Annotated in this window: 18 protein-coding genes; 14 read left to right on the forward strand and 4 right to left on the reverse strand. The window is 65.6% G+C overall.

The window, feature by feature from the left end; genetic code table 11:
• Nucleotides 1–6: 6 nt before the first annotated feature.
• On the forward strand, nucleotides 7–2,604 hold the full coding sequence (locus G3N58_RS24080; RefSeq protein WP_167049629.1) for a hybrid sensor histidine kinase/response regulator: 2,598 nt from the start codon (nucleotides 7–9) through the stop codon (nucleotides 2,602–2,604).
• A gap of 114 nt (nucleotides 2,605–2,718) precedes the next feature.
• Here the strand turns inward: G3N58_RS24080 and G3N58_RS24085 are convergent, their stop codons facing one another.
• Nucleotides 2,719–3,867, reverse strand: coding sequence for a hybrid sensor histidine kinase/response regulator (locus G3N58_RS24085; RefSeq protein WP_167049631.1), 1,149 nt, complete (start codon nucleotides 3,865–3,867; stop codon nucleotides 2,719–2,721).
• 315 nt (nucleotides 3,868–4,182) lie between these two features.
• Here G3N58_RS24085 and G3N58_RS24090 point away from each other — a divergent pair, with 315 nt between their 5' ends.
• From G3N58_RS24090 to G3N58_RS24115, 6 genes are all read left to right on the forward strand, one after another.
• On the forward strand, nucleotides 4,183–4,485 hold the full coding sequence (locus tag G3N58_RS24090; protein WP_167049682.1) for a helix-turn-helix transcriptional regulator: 303 nt from the start codon (nucleotides 4,183–4,185) through the stop codon (nucleotides 4,483–4,485).
• 84 nt (nucleotides 4,486–4,569) lie between these two features.
• Nucleotides 4,570–5,631, forward strand: coding sequence for an alkene reductase (locus tag G3N58_RS24095; RefSeq protein ID WP_167049633.1), 1,062 nt, complete (start codon nucleotides 4,570–4,572; stop codon nucleotides 5,629–5,631).
• 202 nt (nucleotides 5,632–5,833) lie between these two features.
• A complete protein-coding gene (locus G3N58_RS24100; RefSeq protein WP_167049635.1) occupies nucleotides 5,834–6,481 on the forward strand; it encodes a VTT domain-containing protein in 648 nt (215 codons plus the stop codon).
• A 131-nt stretch (nucleotides 6,482–6,612) separates the two neighbouring features.
• A complete protein-coding gene (locus tag G3N58_RS24105) occupies nucleotides 6,613–7,065 on the forward strand; it encodes a MarR family transcriptional regulator (protein ID WP_205990526.1) in 453 nt (150 codons plus the stop codon).
• Nucleotides 7,066–7,116: 51 nt separating this feature from the next.
• Nucleotides 7,117–7,680, forward strand: coding sequence for a cysteine hydrolase (locus G3N58_RS24110; protein ID WP_206000388.1), 564 nt, complete (start codon nucleotides 7,117–7,119; stop codon nucleotides 7,678–7,680).
• A gap of 183 nt (nucleotides 7,681–7,863) precedes the next feature.
• The gene (locus tag G3N58_RS24115; protein WP_206000389.1) at nucleotides 7,864–9,210 is read left to right on the forward strand and encodes an MFS transporter; all 1,347 of its coding nucleotides are present in this window, start codon (nucleotides 7,864–7,866) and stop codon (nucleotides 9,208–9,210) included.
• Nucleotides 9,211–9,255: 45 nt separating this feature from the next.
• On the opposite strand, the gene G3N58_RS24120 is transcribed toward G3N58_RS24115, so the two are convergent.
• A complete protein-coding gene (locus G3N58_RS24120) occupies nucleotides 9,256–10,212 on the reverse strand; it encodes a LysR family transcriptional regulator (RefSeq protein ID WP_167285073.1) in 957 nt (318 codons plus the stop codon).
• Nucleotides 10,213–10,416: 204 nt separating this feature from the next.
• Between G3N58_RS24120 and G3N58_RS24125 the strand changes: the two genes are divergently transcribed.
• The 3 genes from G3N58_RS24125 to aroQ all read left to right on the forward strand — a co-directional run bounded on the left by G3N58_RS24125 (nucleotide 10,417) and on the right by aroQ (nucleotide 13,483).
• The gene (locus tag G3N58_RS24125) at nucleotides 10,417–11,820 is read left to right on the forward strand and encodes an MFS transporter (RefSeq protein ID WP_167049643.1); all 1,404 of its coding nucleotides are present in this window, start codon (nucleotides 10,417–10,419) and stop codon (nucleotides 11,818–11,820) included.
• A 99-nt stretch (nucleotides 11,821–11,919) separates the two neighbouring features.
• Nucleotides 11,920–12,987: a Gfo/Idh/MocA family oxidoreductase gene (locus G3N58_RS24130; protein ID WP_167049645.1), complete on the forward strand. Its 1,068-nt coding sequence runs from the start codon at nucleotides 11,920–11,922 to the stop codon at nucleotides 12,985–12,987.
• Nucleotides 12,988–13,042: 55 nt separating this feature from the next.
• Nucleotides 13,043–13,483, forward strand: coding sequence for a type II 3-dehydroquinate dehydratase (gene aroQ, locus G3N58_RS24135; RefSeq protein ID WP_206000390.1), 441 nt, complete (start codon nucleotides 13,043–13,045; stop codon nucleotides 13,481–13,483).
• A gap of 78 nt (nucleotides 13,484–13,561) precedes the next feature.
• Here aroQ and G3N58_RS24140 read toward each other — a convergent pair whose 3' ends face one another.
• On the reverse strand, nucleotides 13,562–14,635 hold the full coding sequence (locus tag G3N58_RS24140; protein ID WP_206000391.1) for a hypothetical protein: 1,074 nt from the start codon (nucleotides 14,633–14,635) through the stop codon (nucleotides 13,562–13,564).
• Here G3N58_RS24140 and G3N58_RS24145 point away from each other — a divergent pair.
• Entirely contained in the window at nucleotides 14,619–14,804 is a 186-nt protein-coding gene (locus tag G3N58_RS24145) for a hypothetical protein (RefSeq protein ID WP_206000392.1), read from the forward strand. The two genes, G3N58_RS24140 and G3N58_RS24145, sit on opposite strands and share 17 nt — an antisense overlap.
• Nucleotides 14,805–14,857: 53 nt before the next feature.
• On the opposite strand, the gene hpaR is transcribed toward G3N58_RS24145, so the two are convergent.
• The gene (hpaR, locus tag G3N58_RS24150; RefSeq protein WP_206000393.1) at nucleotides 14,858–15,265 is read right to left on the reverse strand and encodes a homoprotocatechuate degradation operon regulator HpaR; all 408 of its coding nucleotides are present in this window, start codon (nucleotides 15,263–15,265) and stop codon (nucleotides 14,858–14,860) included.
• 211 nt (nucleotides 15,266–15,476) lie between these two features.
• Between hpaR and G3N58_RS24155 the strand changes: the two genes are divergently transcribed.
• The 3 genes from G3N58_RS24155 to hpaE are packed head-to-tail and all read left to right on the forward strand — an operon-like array spanning nucleotide 15,477 to nucleotide 18,495.
• Complete coding sequence (locus tag G3N58_RS24155) at nucleotides 15,477–16,253, forward strand: fumarylacetoacetate hydrolase family protein (protein ID WP_206000394.1); 777 nt, start codon at nucleotides 15,477–15,479, stop codon at nucleotides 16,251–16,253.
• Nucleotides 16,250–17,008, forward strand: coding sequence for a fumarylacetoacetate hydrolase family protein (locus G3N58_RS24160; protein WP_206000395.1), 759 nt, complete (start codon nucleotides 16,250–16,252; stop codon nucleotides 17,006–17,008). The genes G3N58_RS24155 and G3N58_RS24160 overlap by 4 nt, the downstream gene beginning before the upstream one ends.
• Nucleotides 17,009–17,037: 29 nt before the next feature.
• Nucleotides 17,038–18,495: a 5-carboxymethyl-2-hydroxymuconate semialdehyde dehydrogenase gene (gene hpaE / locus G3N58_RS24165; RefSeq protein WP_206000396.1), complete on the forward strand. Its 1,458-nt coding sequence runs from the start codon at nucleotides 17,038–17,040 to the stop codon at nucleotides 18,493–18,495.
• Nucleotides 18,496–18,526 lie beyond the last annotated feature (31 nt).

The following is an 18,526-nucleotide window of genomic DNA, read 5'->3' on the forward strand; positions in this document are numbered from 1 at the left end:
GGCCTGATGGCGATATCACGCGAAACGATGCGGGATATGCTCGAAAGAAGCAGGTTTGCGATCCGGTGGGGAGGCGCACTCGGCCTCCTGTGCCACCCCATCTATTACGTCGTCTGGACCTACATCCTTCCGCAGCCCTACGACAACCTGATGCTGCGGCTCAGCGCGGCGGCCGTGTGCATTCCGCTGCTGTTCCAGTCGCGCTGGCCGAAGCGCGACAACCACTATCTGCTGATCTACTGGCATTGCTGCCTGATCTACGTGCTGCCGTTCGTCTGCACGTTTCTGACGGTCAGAAACGATTTCTCCACGATGTGGATGATGACCGAGGTCATGATGATCTTCATTCTGGCCTTGTGCATCGACAATCCGCTGCTGCTGATGGCCTGCATCGGCATCGGCGTGTTCTCCGGCGGCTTCGCCGCGGTGCTCAGCGCGCCGCACCCGGTCGTGCTCAGCGCCGAAGACAAATCGAATATCGCACTGCTGCCGGTGGTCGTGCTGTGCAGCATGGCGTTCAGCCACGCCATCAGCAAGGGGCGCATCTTCGTCGAAAAGAATCGCGCGCTGCAGGCGCTCGCGGGCTCCATCGCGCATGAAATGCGCAATCCGCTGAGCCAGCTGCGCCATGTGCTCGACCGCGTCCAGGAAGCGCTGCCCGCCGTGACCGAGCCCGGCGAAGCGACGACCCTCACGCACGGCCGGGCGTCCGTGCTGTACAACCATCTCGCCCAGGGGCAGCTGTCGATCGAGCGCGGCCTGCGCATCATCGCGATGACGCTCGACGAAGTCAGCGCGAAATCGATCCGCTCCGACAGCCTGAGCTACCTGCACGCGGCGGCCACCACGCGCAAGGCGCTCGAGGAATACGGCTTCGACAACGACAACGAGCGCGCGAAAATCAGCATCGCCGTCAGGAAGGACTTCATCTTCAAGGTCGACGAAACGGTCTATCTGTTCACGCTGTTCAACCTGATCAAGAACTCGCTCTATCACATTGCCCCGTATCCGCAGGCCACGCTCACGCTGATCGTCGAGCGCAATAAGGTGATCGTGCGCGACACTGGCGCGGGCATCGCCGCCGAGCTTATTCCGCATCTGTTCGAGCCGTTTCGCACGGCCGGCAATTCGGGCGGCACGGGGCTCGGGCTCGCCTACTGCCAGCGCGCGATGCGCGCGTTCGGCGGCAACATCGAATGCCAGTCGGAAGTCGGCAAGTTCACCGAGTTCACGCTGAGCTTTCCGGCCGTGTCGGCCGAGGAAGTCGCGGACCACGAGCGGCGGATCTTCGAGCGCGCGATGCCGGTGTTCCGCGGCAAGCGCGTGCTCGTCGTCGACGACGACAACACGCTGCGTGCCCGCACCCGCCGCGTGCTGACCAAGGCCGGTGCCTACGTGAGCGAGGCGCAAAGCGGCGAAGTCGCGCTCGCCACGCTGCGCCGCGCGTCGCCCTACGACCTCGTGCTGATGGACATCAGCATGCCGGGCCTGGACGGCTATGCGACGACCGAGCGGATTCGCGCCGAGCGCGAATGTCCGAACCGCAACGTGCTGATCGCGGCCTATACCGCCGAGCCCGGCAACGCGGTGCGCCTGCGCTCGCGCCGCGCCGGCATGGACGAGATCATCAGCAAGACGTCGAGCGTGCAGGAACTGATCACCGCGCTGCAGGCGCTGTTCGAGAACGGCACGCGGCACGATGCGGGGCTGCGGCCCGACGGCCTGATCGGCCGCTCGATCCTCGTCGCCGACGACGACACCTACAGCCGGCTCGTCGCGAAGGCCTATCTGGAGCGCTGCGGCGCGAGCGTGGTCGAGGCCGAACACGGCCAGGCCGTGCTGACGCGCCTGCAGGAAGACGGCTTTATCGACGCGATCCTGATGGACATGAACATGCCGGGCATGAGCGGCATCGACACGACGAAGGCGATCCGCGCGCGTACCGACGCCTACGCCACGGTGCCGGTCATCGCGCTCACGAGCCATTCCGACTCCGAATCGATCCAGGCCTGTCTCGCAGCCGGCATGAACGAAGTGATGATCAAACCGGTGCAGGCCGGCGCGCTCTATGCATGTCTCGCGCGCCAGTTCGGCACGCATGGTCAAGGCGCCGCGCAAGCGGCGGCGAGCCTCGCCGCAGCCACGCAGACGGAACCCGCGGACGCGCCGCTCGCGCCGACGATGCCAGATGCATCAATCACTCCCGCGAGCCCGCTTGCGGCCGTGCCCGAAGACAACCTGCTCGACGAGGAACATCTCGAAGAACTGGCCGCGCTCGATCTGCTCGACGAATCGTTCATCAACGGTATCGAGCAGATCCGCACGCTCGTGACACAGCTCGTGGCGAGCACCGCGGCCGTCGACCTCAAGGCGACGCACGTGGCCTTGCATGCGCTGCTCGGCGTCAGCGGCAACATCGGCGCAAAGGCGCTGCATGGTTATGCGCGGCAGATCTATCCGCGCGTAATCGCGGGCGAGTGGCCGCTCGAAACCGACTGGCTCGCGCAAATCCGCGTGCTGAGCACGCGTTCGGCCGATGCGCTGCAGCGCCACCATGCAGCGGCGAACGCGCGGCACGATCATCGCGATGCGATGAGCGATTGAGCGTGCCCGAGGGTGAGCGGCGCGTGATGGTGCGCGATGGTGCGTGACGGCGCGTAGCGTTGCCGGGTTCAGCCCGGCTCAACCAGACGCAACCCGGCACACCCCCCGCTCATTTCAATCGCCCGCGCCCTCGGCACGGCTCGTCAGGCTGGCAAAGCCGAGGTTCGGAAAGCCCATCGTGACCGTGGTGCCCTCTCCGACCGTCGATTCGACGCCGAGCCGCCCGCCGAACGACTGCATGATGCGATTGCAGAAGATCATCCCCATGCCATGCCCGCCGGCTCCAGCATAGGTCGTCACCGGGTCCTGCAGCAGCCGCGCCTTGACCTCGGGCGCGATCCCGGGGCCGTTGTCGCGCAGGCGGATCTCGGGCTCCGGATTCTCGACCACTTCGAGCCACAGCGACGGTGCGGCCGTGTCGCCGAGCGCGCGCAACGCATTCGACATCAGCGACGACAGCACGAGCGCGACGCAATTGGGCATCGCGCGCACGACGAAATCGCCCTGCACGTCGACCCGAATCCAGTCGCGCTGCGTACCGACGAACGGGTAGGTGTCGAGCAGCGACGCGATCAGCCGGGTCGCCTTGATCTCGCGCCCGCCCGTCTCCGAGGCCGACGGCTGGCCGCCGCTCTTGTGCACGGTCGCCCAGAACGACGAGATCAGCGTGAGGCAATACTGCGCGTTGTCGAGCATCGAGCGCGCCGCGTCGCCGATCTCCTTCTGCCGGTCGGGATCGTACTGCTCGGCGACGTCGTTCTCGACCGAGCGCGCGAACAGCGAAATCGCCGCGAGCGGCGTGTTCAGTTCATGGGCGAGGAAGGCCAGCGTTTCGTCCATCGCGAGCAGACGCTGTTGCCGCGTTTCGCGTTCCGCGTAGCGCGCGATCGCCAGTTGCAGCACCTCGCGCACCTTCTCCGTGCGCAGCGGCTTTTCGAGAATGCGGAAGACGTCGCCGGTATTGACCGTTTGCAGCAGCATGTCCTTGTCCGCATAGGCGGTCACGAGGATGCGGATGATCTGCGGATACTCCTGCGCGACCTGGCGCAGCAGGTCGTCGCCGTCGCGGCCCGGCATCCGGTAGTCGGTCACGAGTACGGCGATCTCGGCGCCGTGCGTGCCGAGCAGCTCGATCGCCTCGTCCGCGCTCTGCGCGACGTGCACGCAGTAATCGGCACGAATCGCACGGGAGAAATGGTTGCGCGACATCTCCTCGTCGTCGACGAACAGAACGGAAAACGGTGGCTGCGTCGTGTCACTCATTGCTTTCCCAACGAATAGCGGTTGTTGCCGCCGATTATTGAACAGGTGTCCCCGCGAGGATCATATACAAAGCGGCGGCGCGGCGTGAACCCATGCGTGCCGTGCGAATCGTCCCTCTATGCGAGGCGCATCGATGCCTGGTGCAATGGCACCAGGGGCCGCCGCCCGTTGGCCCTTGGGCATCCCCATTGGCAGTAGTGGCTTCATGCATATCGTCGAATTACGATATATAATTCGTCCAGTAGCGATGCAATCGCGCGGGCGCCCTTCGGCGTTCCGTGTGCCGGTTGTCGAATCAGCTTGAAAACGATCCAGATGACACCCGATTTCGACGCGATCCACAAAGCGCTGGCCAATCCGGTCCGCCGGGAGATTCTCGGCTGGCTGCGCGAGCCGGGCGTGCATTTCGCCGATCAGGAGTTCCCGCTCGAGCACGGCGTGTGCGCGGGCATGATCGACGAACGTTGCGGACTGTCGCAGTCCACCGTGTCGGCGCACCTCGCCGCGCTGCAGCGCGCGGGGCTCGTCACGTCGAAACGGGTCGGCCAATGGGTGTTTTTCAAGCGCAACGAGCCCGTCATTCAGGCGTTCCTCGAACACATGAACGCGCAGCTCTGAGCAGCGTATTCGCATCGCCGCGCTTCCTTTTTCACGCAGTCTTTCAAGGCGCCGGGCCCGGCCCGCCGCCAAAGGTGAACTCTCATGCCGACTCTTTTCGATCCGCTGCAAATTGGCGACCTTACGCTGTCGAACCGCATCATCATGGCGCCGCTCACGCGTCAGCGCGCCGAGGAAATCCGCGTGCCGAACGCGCTGATGGCGCGCCACTACGCCGAGCGCGCGAGCGCCGGCCTGATCCTCAGCGAAGCGACCTCGGTGACGCCGCAGGGCGTCGGCTACGCGGAAACGCCGGGCATCTGGTCGCAGGAACAGGTCGAAGGCTGGAAGCTCGTCACGCAGGCCGTGCACGATGCGGGCGGCAAGATCTTCCTGCAGCTGTGGCACGTCGGCCGCATTTCGGACCCGGTGTTCCTGAACGGCGAACTGCCGGTCGCGCCGAGCGCGATCGCGGCCGGCGGCCACGTGAGCCTCGTGCGCCCCGAGCGTCCGTTCGTGACGCCGCGCGCGCTCGAACTCGACGAAATCGCCGGCGTGGTCGAAGCGTTCCGCAAGGGCGCTGAAAACGCCAAGGCCGCCGGCTTCGACGGCGTCGAAATACATGGCGCGAACGGCTATCTGCTCGACCAGTTCCTGCAGGACAGCACCAACAAGCGCACCGACGCTTACGGCGGCCCGATCGAAAACCGCGCGCGTCTGCTGCTCGAAATCACCGACGCGTGCATCGGCGTGTGGGGCGCAAACCGCGTCGGCGTGCATCTGGCACCGCGCCGCGATTCGCACACGATGGGCGATTCGGACCCGGCCGCGACGTTCGGCTATGTCGCACGCGAACTCGGCAAGCGCAAGATCGCGTTCATCGCCGCGCGCGAAGCGCTCGGCGAGGACCGCCTCGGCCCGCAATTGAAGAAGGCATTCGGCGGCCCGTACATCGCGAACGAAAAGTTCACGAAAGAAACCGCGCAGCAGGTGCTCGACGCCGGTGAAGCGGATGCGGTGGCGTGGGGTCAGCTGTTTATCGCGAACCCGGACCTCGTGCGCCGCTTCGAGACCGACGCGCCGCTGAACAAGCCGAATCCGGCCACGTTCTACGCGCGCGGCGAAGTCGGCTATACCGACTATCCGACGCTGGAAGAAGTGCAGTAAGCAGCGGGTGGCATCAGCGGCAGCGCGGGCCGACCGCCGCTGCCGTCAAACCCGTATGGCGGGCGTGACCGGAGATCGCTTCGGTCACGCCCGCCGTTTTTTTGCACCGGCAACACGCGCCCCCCCAACGCGCCCGCCCCAACATGGCCGCGCGCGAGGCTACACTCGTGGCATCCCGCCACCTACCTCGCCGCTGCCGCCGATGAACCTGATGAACGCCTTGCAGATCGCGCTGCACCTCGACCAGCACCTGAGCACGCTGATCCTGCAATTCGGCTCCGCGGTCTATGCGCTGCTGTTCGTCGTCGTATTCGTCGAGTACGGTTTTCTGCCGCTGTTCTTCCTGCCCGGCGATCCGCTGATTTTCATCTGCGGCGCGCTGGCGGCCACCGGCGCGCTCAACGTCTGGATCGTCGCGCCCGTGCTGTTCGTCGCGACGGTGGGCGGCAGCATCGTCGGCTATGGATTGGGCCGCGCGGTCGGCGAGAGGGTCTATACCTCGAACTACGCATGGCTGAACCGCGCCGCGCTGCAACGCGCGCACGCGTTCAGCGAAGCGCGCGGCCGCCTGACCTTCCTGCTGTCGCCGTACATCGCCGTGGTGCGCACGTTCGCGCCGTTCGCCGCCGGCGTCTCGCACATGACCTTCGCGCGCTTCGCGACCTATGTCACCGCCGGCGCCGCGCTATGGGTCGTCTCGCTGATCGCGGCCGGCTATCTGTTCGGCAACGTGCCGGTGGTCCACGAGCATCTGAGCACGCTGGTGCTGCTCGGCATCGTGCTCGGCGCCGCCATGCTGGCCGGCGGCGCGCTCTGGCGTTTTCTCGGCCGCCGCGCGCGTGCCCGCTGATGTTGCTTGCTGAAGTCTCCCGCTCGCGTCGCCATGAGACTCGCCGGCCGGGTCATGCTCATCGCCGCTGGCTTGACCCGAACAAGATGTGAAGGTAACCTTCATAGTTAACCTTCACCTCATCTCGCCGCATGAGCACTCCCCTCTCGCCGGTAACACCGGAAGCGCTGCATGCGCTGGCCGAAGACCTGCGCGTGCTGAACAGCAAGCTGCGCCGGCGTCTGCGCGAAGAAGCCCACGTGGGCGACTTCACGCCGTCGCAGGTACAGGTGCTGACGCAGCTCGAACGCGAAGGCCCGGCGACCGTCAGCGCGCTCGCGCGTGCGCACGGCATGCGTCCGCAGTCGATGGGGGAAACGCTCGCGGCACTGAAAGCCGCCGGGCTCGTGAGCGGCACGCCCGATCCCAACGACGGGCGGCAAACGGTTCTCTCGCTCACGCCGAGTTTTCGCAGGAAGGTCAAGGCAAGCCGCGCGGCGCGCGAAGACTGGCTGTATCGCACGATACAGACGCACTTCTCGCCGGCCGAGCAGCAACAACTCGCGACGGGCGTCGATCTGCTCAAACGCCTCGTCGATTCATAACGCGCGACTCGCATTCGCGCTCACCCTATTCGCCACTCGCAGGAGCACTCCATGGCACTCACCACTCTCGACGCCAGAATCGCACTGGTCGTCGTCGATCTGCAGCGCGGCGTCGTCGCGCTGCCCACCGCGCATCCGGCTGGCGAAATCGTCGAGCGTTCGGTCACGCTGCTCGACGCGTTCCGCCGCCACGGCCTGCCCGTCGTGCTCGTGAACGTCACGGCCGGCGCCCCGGGGCGCACCGAACAGGGCCGTCCCCCCGGCGATTTCCCGGCCGGTTTCGCGGACCTGCTGCCCGAGCTGAAGCAGCAGCCGTCGGACCACGTCGTGACCAAGCGCACCTGGGGCGCGTTCACGAACACGGACCTCGCCGCGTATCTGGACGGCCAGGGCGTCACGCAGGTGGTGCTCACCGGCATCGCGACCAGCATCGGCGTCGAATCGACCGCGCGCTTCGCGAGCGAACTCGGCCTGAACGTGACGCTCGTCGTCGACGCAATGACCGACCTCAACGCCGACGCGCACGTCAACAGCATCACGCGCATCTTCCCCCGCCTCGGCGAAACCGGCACGACGCAGGAAGTGCTCGCCCTGCTCGAAAGCTCACGCGCCTGAGCGGGCTTCATCGAGCGGGTCATCGAGCGTGTCTCCGGGCAGGTCATCGAGCAGGTGCCGTAAGCAGGAGTCGTAAGCGGGCGCCATGAGCCCGTGCCATGAACAGCCGTCAGCGGCGGCCGTTCATGGCTCACATGTATGCACGCATGCGCGCCCACCATCCGGCGCCAAGGAAACCTCGCCGTGAGCTCCACGTTCCGTTCGCTGCGCAATTTCAACTACCGCGTCTGGGCGAGCGGCGCCATCGTCTCGAACATCGGCACATGGATGCAGCGCACGGCGCAGGACTGGCTCGTGCTCACCGAACTCACGCATCACAACGCGACGGCGGTCGGCATCGTCATGTCGCTGCAGTTCGGCCCGCAGATGCTGTTGCTGCCGCTCACCGGCTATGCGGCCGATCACTTCGACCGCCGCAAGCTGCTGTTCGCGACCCAGGCGGCGATGGGCACGCTGGCGCTCGTGCTCGGTCTGCTCACCGTGACCGGGCTCGCGCAGTTGTGGCAGGTCTATCTGTTCGCGGGACTGCTCGGCTGCGTGACCGCCTTCGATTCCCCCGCGCGTCAAACCTTCGTCTCCGACCTGGTCGGCGAGGCCGATCTCGCCAATGCGGTCGGGCTCAACTCGACCTCGTTCAACGCCGCGCGCATGATCGGGCCGGCCGTCGCGGGCCTGCTGATCGCCTCGGTCGGCACCGGCTGGGTGTTCCTGATCAACGCGCTGTCGTTCGTCGCCGTGCTCGGCGCGCTGCGCATGCTGCGCCTGCACGAACTGCACAGCAAGCCGCTCGCGGTGCGCACGCGCGGCAGCTTCGTCGAAGGCTTCAAATACGTCTGGAAGCGCCCCGATCTGAAGGCGGCGCTGCTGATGCTGTTCCTGATCGGCACCTTCGGCCTGAACTTCCCGATCTTCATCTCGACGATGGCGGTCACCGCGTTTCATGCGGGCGCGGGCGAGTACGGCGTGCTCAGCTCGACGATGGCGATCGGCTCGGTCACGGGCGCGCTGCTCGCGGCGCGCCGCGCGCGGCCGCGCATGGCGCTGCTGCTCGGCGCCGCCTCGGTGTTCGGCGCCGGCTGCACGGCGGCTGCGCTGATGCCGAACTACGTGCTGTTCGGCCTCGTGCTCATCATCATCGGCGTCTCGACGCAAACCTTCACGACCTCGACCAACAGCCTCGTACAACTGACCACCGAGCCCGCGATGCGCGGCCGCGTGATCGCGATCCTGCTGGCGCTTTCGCTCGGCGGCACGCCGCTCGGCGCGCCGGTGGTCGGCTGGGTCGCCGATCATTTCGGGCCGCGCTGGGCGCTCGGCGTGGGCGCGGCCTCGGGCTTCAGCGCGGCGCTGGTCGGCCTCGCCTATCTGATGCGGCATCGCGGGCTGCGCTTTTACCTGGCAGGCGGGCGCCTGCGTTACAGCATCGACGACCCGCGCCCGGTCGCCGCCGCGGTCATGACGGATGCCGTGGCGACGGTGCAGCGCGGCACGCTCGACGCAGCCGAAGAGGATGCGGCTTCGAGCGTGTAAAACGCGCCGCGCCATGCAGTGGCCGAACCTCGGCGCTTCGACGCCTCAGAACCCGCCCACGCCGCGCGTGACGAGCGCATAAGGTCCGCTCGTCAACTGCTCCCTGAGAAACTCGATGCACACCTGAATCCGCGCCGACGACGACAACCGCTCGGCCGTCACGGCCCACACGTCGGCCGGCTGCAGATACGCCGGCAGAATCCGCACGAGTTCGCCCGAGCGCAGGCTTTCGGCGACGTCCCAGATCGACACCATCACGATCCCGTAACCGTCCCGCGCCCATTGCACGACGATGTCGCTCAGATTCGACGCGACCGTGCCCGTCACCTTCACGCTCTTCTCGCCATGCGGCCCGGCGAGACGCCACACGCCGAAGCGGTCGTCGCGGCCGCGAAACAACAGGCAGTCGTGCTGCGCGAGGTCGGCGGGTTCGAGCGGCACGCCGCGCCGCTCCAGATAAGCCGGCGAGGCGCACAGAATGCGCGCGCTCTCCACCATCTTGTGCGCGATCAGATGCGGCTCCTGCACTTCGCCGACGCGCACGTCGATGTCGAAGTTCTCGCCGACCACATCGGCGCGCCGGTCCAGCAGTTCGAGCCAGATTTCGAGGTTCGGGTGGCGCTCGCGCAGCATCGTGAGAATCGGCGAGACATGCTTGCGGCCGAGCCGCAAGCTCGTGCTGATGCGCAGCACGCCGCGCAGCTCCGTGCGGCGATCGGCGAACGCGTCGGTCATGCCCTGCACGTCGTCGAGAATTTTCTGCGCCCACTGCAAAGCGGTTTCGCCATCGCTCGTCACGCTCACGCTGCGCGTGGTGCGCTGAAACAGCTTCACGCCGAGACCGGCCTCGAGCATCGCGATGCGCTTGCTCACATGCGACGGCGACAGGCCCATTTCCGTCGACGCCGCGACGAAGCTGCCGCGCCGCGCGATATGGCAAAACAGCTGCAGATCGCGCAGGAAGGATTCATTCGTGGCTGTGAGCGCATTCTGATTTGACATCTGGTCGCATTGTGTCGGGACGGAACTCTATTACCCTAGTCGTAACGGCTGAGTTGAGCAAGCGCCGGTCGGCAAGCCCAGGCGATTCATGCCGCACTGCGGCAACGCCCACCAGGAAAGTCCTGGCTTGCGAAGTCCTGCATTACAGGCGCCAATGATCCAGCCATAGAAGCTGACAAAAACACACTCTGATCAGGAGACGATATGGAAACGAACGCATCGGCAAGCGGCGGGCACGGCTCGCAGGCTCGCAAGGCAACCGCCAGCGGCTGGATCGGCTCGGCGCTCGAGTACTACGACTTCTTCATCTACGCTCAGGCCGCGGCCCTGATCTTCCCTCAGTTGTTCTTCCCTTCCGGCAATCCGAAGATCGCGATCGTCGCCTCGCTCGCCACCTACGGCGTCGGCTACGTGGCGCGGCCGATCGGCGCGCTCTTTCTCGGGCACTGGGGCGACACGCACGGCCGCAAGAACGTGCTGCTCCTCTGCATGTTCCTGATGGGGCTCTCGACGATGGCGGTCGGCCTGCTGCCGACCTATCACCAGATCGGCTTCCTCGCGCCGGTGCTGCTCGTCGTGCTGCGCCTGATCCAGGGCTTCGCGGTCGCCGGGGAAATCTCGGGCGCCAGTTCGATGATTCTCGAACACGCGCCATTCGGGCGGCGCGGCTACTACGCAAGCTTCACGCTGCAAGGCGTGCAGGCCGGGCAGATTCTCGCCGCCGCGGTGTTCCTGCCGCTCGCCTATTACATGGACGACAGCTCGTTCAACTCGTGGGGCTGGCGCATCCCGTTCCTGCTCAGCTCGGTCGTGCTGATCGCCGGCTACATCATCCGCCGCGAAGTCGAGGAAACCCCGGCGTTCGAGAAGGAAGACGCGAGCGGCGGCGTGCCGCGCTCGCCGATCGTCGAGGCATTCAAGTACAACTGGGCCGATATGCTGCGCGTGGTGCTGTGCTCGCTGATGAACGTGATCCCGGTGGTCGCGACGATTTTCGGCGCGGCCTATGCGGTGCAGGCGTCGTACGGGATCGGCTTTTCGAAGAGCGTGTACCTGTGGATTCCGGTGGTCGGCAACATCGTCGCGGTGCTCGTGATTCCGTACGTCGGCAATCTGTCCGACCGTATCGGGCGGCGTCTGCCGATCATCGTCGGCGCGCTCGGCTCCGGGCTGCTCGCCTTCGGCTATCTCTACGCGATCAGCATCCGCAACGTGCCGCTCGCGATGGTGATGTCGATCCTGATGTGGGGCGTCATCTACCAGGGCTACAACGCGATCTTCCCGAGCTTCTATCCGGAACTGTTCCCGACCCGCTCGCGCGTCTCGGCGATGGCGATCGGCCAGAACGTCGGCACGACGATCACCGCGCTGCTGCCCGCGCTGTTCGCCTACGTCGCGCCGCCGGGATCGAACAACGTGCCGCTCACGATCGGCGCGATCACGTTCGGCATCACGATCGTCTGCGCGATCACCGCGTGGAACACCCGCGAAAACTTCCGCGTGAAGCTCAGCGACCTCGGCGAGAAGGACGCGGTGCCGATCGACAAGCAGAGCTACGAGACGATGCGCGCACAAAGCATGGCCGACGCGAAAAAGGCCGTTGCCTGAGCCCCGGCTTGAATCTGAACTCGAGCCCGAGCCTGAACCTGGGCTCGAGCGGATTTTTTTAAACCCACTTCATTGCACCGACTTCAGAGGAACCGCTTCATGAACAGCACCCGGATCGCCGTGGCCGGCGCGGGCTACATCGGCCGCGCGCATATGGCCGTCGCGCAACGCAGCGCCACCGGCATGCTCTCGGCGATCGTCGACCCCTCACCCGCCGCCGCCGCGATCGCGGCCGAGGCCGGCGTGCCGCTCTACCGCACGCTCGACGAACTGCTCGAACGCGACCGTCCCGACGGCGTGATTCTGGCGACGCCGAACCAGTTGCACGTCGAGCACGCCTCGCGCTGTCTCGCGGCCCGGGTGCCGACGCTGCTCGAAAAGCCGATTGCGCCGAGCGTCGAGGAAGCCGAGGCGCTCGTGGCCGAAGCGGACGCGAGCGGCGTGCCGCTGCTGATCGGCCATCATCGCGCGCACAGCCCGATCATGGCGCGCGCGCGGCAGCTGATCGACGAAGGCCGGCTCGGCCAGCTCGTCGCGGTCATGGGCAGCGCGGTGTTCTTCAAGCCCGACGAGTATTTCGCCGACGCCGAATGGCGGCGCCAGCCGGGCGGCGGCCCGATTCTGCTGAACATGATTCACGAGGTGCACAACCTGCGCATGCTGTGCGGCGATATCGTCGCGGTGCAGGCTTTCTCGTCGCATGCGACGCGCGGCTTTCCGGTCGAAGACACGGTGGCGATCAACCTGCGCTTCGCCAACGGCGCGCTCGGCAGCTTCATGCTGTCCGACACGGCCGCGAGCGCGCGCAGCTGGGAGCAGACCTCGCAGGAAAACAAGGCGTACCCGTCGTATGCCGATGAAGACTGCTACGTGATCGCCGGCACGTTCGGCTCGCTCTCGGTGCCGACGATGCGCCTGAAAACCTACGGCAAGGCCGAGGACCGTTCGTGGTGGAAGCCGTTCGACGTCAGCGTTGCCGAAATGACGCGCGACGATCCGCTCAAGCTGCAACTCGAACACTTCGTGCGCGTGATTCGTCGCGAGGAACCGCCGCTCGTCAGCGCGCGCGACGGCTTGCAGAATCTGCGCATTACCGAGGCGATCGTCGAGGCGGCCAGAACGGGCTCGGTCGTCGAAACGGTGTCCACGGCGGCGGCCGCGCATTAAAATGCGCAGGCAGGCTGCAACCCTTCAATTCACCATTCAGATACGCTAAAGCTAAATGAAAACCTTCGTGATGTTGCACGGTATCAACCACAACATGTTCGGCAAGCGCGACCCCGCGCAATACGGCACGATCACGCTCGCCGAAATCGACGAGCGTCTGCGCGTCCTCGGCGACGAACTCGGCGTGCGCGTCGAGAGCTTTCAGACCAATAGCGAAGCCGAGATGTGCGAGCGCATCCACAAGGCGTTCCTCGACAACGCCGACGGCGTGATGATCAATGCGGGCGCGTGGACCCATTACAGCTACGGCATTCGCGACGCGCTCGCGATCCTGACGGTGCCAGTGGTCGAGATCCACATGTCGAACATTCATGCGCGCGAGCCGTTCCGCCATCTGTCGGTGTTCGCAGAGATCGCCAAGGGACAGATTTGCGGGTTCGGCGTGGACAGCTATCTGCTCGGGCTGCGCGCGGCGGTGTCGGCGGCGGCGGCCTGACGTTGCACGGTCGCGCGGTTGCCCCGAGCAAGTTGCACTGAGCGGCCGCACAAGCCTACGGACGGGTTGACTCCACGCTTAACGCCACGCTTCGGTCAGCTCGTTCGCCAGCACCATTTTTTCGCGGACCGCTTCCACGAAGCTCGCGTCGATACCACCCTGCGCCTTCAGGAATTTCAGCGCGGCCGAATGCACGACCCGCATCGCCCCACCGTCGATGCCTTTCATCCGCGCCGCGCCGCGCCGCGTTTCTTCGACCAGATCGCGCGCCCCCGTGAAATCGGGCGCCAAACCGCATTGCGCGTCGAAGCTGGCGCGTAAGCTCGCCGCGTATTCGCGCGACTGGCCGAGCCGGTCCATGTCGATCAGCAGATCGACACCGTCCCCCATGCGCAACGCGCAAAGCATCCACAACGCGACGAAGGCGCGATACGCGTTCTCGCCTTCCACCGTGCGCGCGTATTGCTCGCAGGCCATCGCATAGGCGTCGTCCGGCATCGACGCCATGAGCGGCGGCAGACTCGCGCCGCAGAGCCCGAGCACCTCTTTCACGAGCGGGTCCGACTGATTCAGTCCGAGCACGCGAAACGGCGCCGCGACGAAAAACGGATTGCTCCACTGCTGCCTGAGCAGCCAACCCGACGCGAATTGCGATGCGGGATTGCGCAGCACGCCCACGTGCATGGCGTCGGCAAACGCCTGCCTGAACCACGGCAGGCGTCCGCCCGAGCGACAAAACTTGAAGACCGGCACGCGCCGCTGTTCGGCGGTGCGCTCGCACAGATTGCGCAGATACGTGTGCAGGGCCGGAAATTGCGCATCGGGCGCACGGCCGAAACGGTCGAGACTGAAGCGCCGGTCGTAGCCGGCCACGCCGCGCGCGTTCTCACGCAGAAACGGGCGGTATTCGTCGAAGTACGGCGTCGAGAGCGGCGGATGTCCCGAGGTCAGCGTGGGGCGCGACGCCGCGACGTCGGCGAGACTCAGTTCGGCCAGCACGTTGCTGAGCGGTTCGTAGAAGCCGGTCGCGCGCTCGAGTTCGCGCAAGCGCGACCAGACCCACGTTCCCGCGCTGCGCCAGCCCGTGTGCAGAAATACCGCCTGTTTCAGCCGGTTTTGTTGCGGCGTGGCGTCGTTGATCGATGAGTTCATCGTCGAATTCGTCGATGACGTAGCGGGCAATTCAGAAGGCAACTCGGGAGGCAACGACATGGGACTTCTCTTCCGGAAATCGAATGAAAGCGGCGGCGCATCGGCGCAGATGCAGAACCAACGCGGCAGAAGCCGCCACTTTACCTCGTACGGCAGTAGCGTCGATTAGAAACGCGATGACGACCGGTGCCGCGTGGGCAGCGACTCAACCGTACAGTACCGTCACTCATCCTCTTCCGACAAACCGGCGAGCAGGTCGTCCACCGCGCGATACACGCGCTCGACGATCTCCGGCCCCACCTTGCGTTCGAGTTCGCGATAGTGCGCCTCGAGGTCCTTCGAAATCACGCGCACGAGTTCGACGCTCGTATCGGTCAGCGACACGAGCACGCGGCGCTGATCTTCGGCAAAACGCTCCTTGGTAATGAGCTCCATGCTCTCCATGCGCGCGAGCACGCCGGCCATGCTCGGGCTCGAAATCGTGCAGATATCGGAGATATGGCGCGGCTCCATCGGACCATGCTCGTTGAGTGCGCGTATCACCCGCCATTGCTGTTCGGTCAGCCCATGCGCGGTGATCAGCGGACGAAAGCACTGCATCATTTTTTCGCGGGCGCGTAGCAGCAGCATGGGCAGATTGCGGTGCAAAACTCGGGTGGACGCAGCGGACATATTGACGAGGAATTGAGAGCGGTTCTCGAAGCTTAAGGGAAAACCCGCGATCAACCAACAGCCTATTGACCGTGCATCATATCAAGCACGATACTGCTAACATATTAGTGTTTTCGACGAACGGCCACCAGAACGTTCGTCGGGATTTCTTCCACGAGGCCGCGCATTCATGTTTGCCCTTGCCGATCATCTGCTGCATCCCGAAGGCGACGCGCTGCCTCGCGAGATGGACGCCCACGCCGCAGCCGCGCTGCTCGCGCGTGGTATCGCATGCCGCGCGCCGGTGGGCGGCGCCGTCTATGGCACGCTGCTGAACGACCGCGCCGCGCTCGCGGCGCTCGGCGATGCGGTGAACGCCGCGCCTTACAAGGCGCCGCCCAAAGCGCCGGTGCTCTATCTGAAGCCGCGCAACACGTTCGCCTGCCATCGCGCGCGCGTCGTCGTGCCGGACGATGCGCCCGGCGTCGAAGTCGGCGCGTCGCTCGGCATCGTGATCGGCCGCACCGCGACGCGCGTGAGCGTCGCACACGCGGCGGACTATATCGCCGGCTACACATTGATCGGCGATCTGAGCGTGCCGCATACCAACGTGTACCGCCCGAACGTGCGCCTGCGCGCCCGCGACGGCTTCTGCGTGATCGGCCCAGCGCTCGTTGCCGCGCGCCACGTCGCAACGCCCGATGCGCTCGAGATCAGCGTGTCGCTCAACGATGCGAAGCCGCGGTTCACCGCGAACACTGCGTCGTCGCTACGCAACGTCGCGCAACTGCTCGCCGACATCACCGACTTCATGACGCTCGATGCGGGCGACGTCATCACGCTCGGCGTGCCCCACGGCTCGCCGGTCGCGCGCAGCGGCGACACGGCCACCTTGTCGATCGGCACGCTGCCGCCGCTCGTCGTCTCGTTCGTCGGCGCGCATCGTCACAACGGAGAACCGTCATGATGCGCGGCCGGGTTGCCTACGCGGGAGCGATTCACGAAGCCTATCCGCATGAACATGGCGTGCGTCTCGCCGACGGCCGCGTGCGCCGCGAAGACGAAGTGGTCTGGCTCGCGCCGATCGAAGTCGGCACGATCTTCGCGCTCGGCCTCAACTACGCCGAGCACGCGAAGGAATTGCAGTTCGGCAAGCAGGAAGAGCCACTCGTGTTTCTGAAGGGACCGGGCACGGTGCTCGGCCATCGCGGCGTCACGCGCCGTCCCGCCGACGTCGCGTTCATGCACTACGAGTGCGAACTCGCGGTCGTGATCGGCCAAACCGTGCGCAACGTCGAGCGTGAAAACGCCATGCAGCACGTGGCCGGCTACATGATCGCGAACGACTACGCGATTCGCGATTACCTCGAAAACTACTATCGCCCGAACCTGCGCGTGAAGAATCGCGACGGCGGCACCGTGCTCGGCCCCTGGTTCGTCGACGCGGCCGACATCGCCGACGTCAACCAGCTGGAACTGCGCACCTTCGTGAACGGCACGCGCCAGCAATGCGGCAACACGCGCGATCTCGTCACCGGCATCCCCGCACTGATCGAATATCTGAGCGGCTTCATGACGCTCGCGCCCGGCGACGTGATCCTGACCGGCACGCCCGAAGGCATCGTCAACGTCGACGTGGGCGATGAAGTCGTCTGCGAAATCGACGGCCTCGGCCGTCTCGTGAATACGATCGCATCCGACGCGGACTTCGGCCGCGCGTGATCCGCAGCGAACAGGAAAAGGACAACGCAATGACGATCGACCATCTGATCAACGGCGAAGCGTGCGCCTCGAACGAGTACTTCGAAACCGTCAATCCGGCCACCCAGGATGTGCTCGCCGAAGTCGCACGCGGCGGTGCGAAGGAAGTCGACGCGGCCGTGAGCGCCGCGAAGAACGCGTTCCCCGCGTGGGCCGCGAAGCCCGCCGCCGAGCGCGCGAAGCTGATCCGCAAGCTCGGCGAACTGATTACGCAGCACGTACCGGAAATTTCGGAAACCGAAACGAAGGACACCGGCCAGACGATCTCGCAAACGCGCAAGCAGCTCGTGCCGCGCGCCGCCGACAACTTCAGCTATTTCGCCGAGATGTGCACGCGCGTCGACGGCCATACGTACCCGACCGATTCGCATCTGAATTACACGCTGTTCCATCCGGTCGGCGTGTGCGCGCTGATCTCGCCGTGGAACGTGCCGTTCATGACGGCCACGTGGAAAGTCGCGCCCTGCCTCGCATTCGGCAACACGGCCGTGCTGAAGATGAGCGAACTGTCGCCGCTCACCGCGTCGATGCTCGGCCAGCTCGCGCTCGAAGCGGGCATTCCGAAAGGCGTGCTTAACGTCGTGCACGGCTTCGGCAAGGAAACGGGCGAACCGCTCGTCGCGCATCGCGACGTGCATGCGGTGTCGTTCACGGGTTCGACGGCAACGGGCAATCGCATCGTGCAAACCGCGGGCCTCAAGAAGTTCTCGATGGAACTCGGCGGCAAATCGCCGTTCGTGATCTTCGACGACGCCGACTTCGAGCGCGCGCTCGACGCCGCTGTATTCATGATCTTCTCGAACAATGGCGAGCGCTGCACGGCGGGCTCGCGCATTCTGGTGCAGCGCTCCATTTACGCGCGCTTTGCCGGGCGCTTCATCGAGCGTGCGAAGCGTCTGAGCGTGGGCGATCCGCTTGCCGACAGCACGATCGTCGGCCCGATGATCAGCCAGGGGCATCTCGCAAAAGTGCACAGCTATATCGAACTCGGCCCGAAGGAAGGCGCAACGCTCGCCTGCGGCGGGCTCGATACGCCCGCTCTGCCCGCCACACTGCGTCAAGGCAATTTCGTCATGCCAACCGTATTCGTCGACGTCGACAATCGCATGCGCATCGCGCAGGAAGAAATCTTCGGACCGGTCGCCTGCCTGATTCCGTTCGACGACGAAGCCGAGGCGATCCGTCTCGCCAACGATATTTCGTATGGCCTGTCGAGCTACATCTGGACCGAGAACACGGGCCGCGCGCTGCGCGTGGCCGCCGCCGTCGAAGCCGGCATGTGCTTCGTCAACAGTCAGAACGTGCGCGATCTGCGCCAGCCGTTCGGCGGCACGAAAGCCTCGGGCGTGGGCCGCGAAGGCGGTACCTGGAGCTACGAAGTGTTTCTCGAACCGAAGAACGTCTGCGTGTCGCTCGGCTCGCATCACATTCCGCGCTGGGGCGTTTGACCACGGCGGCATCCGCGCAGGCACACGCCGC

The sequence above is a fragment of the Paraburkholderia sp. Ac-20342 genome, assembly GCF_017104985.1.
Classification (GTDB): Bacteria; Pseudomonadota; Gammaproteobacteria; order Burkholderiales; family Burkholderiaceae; genus Paraburkholderia.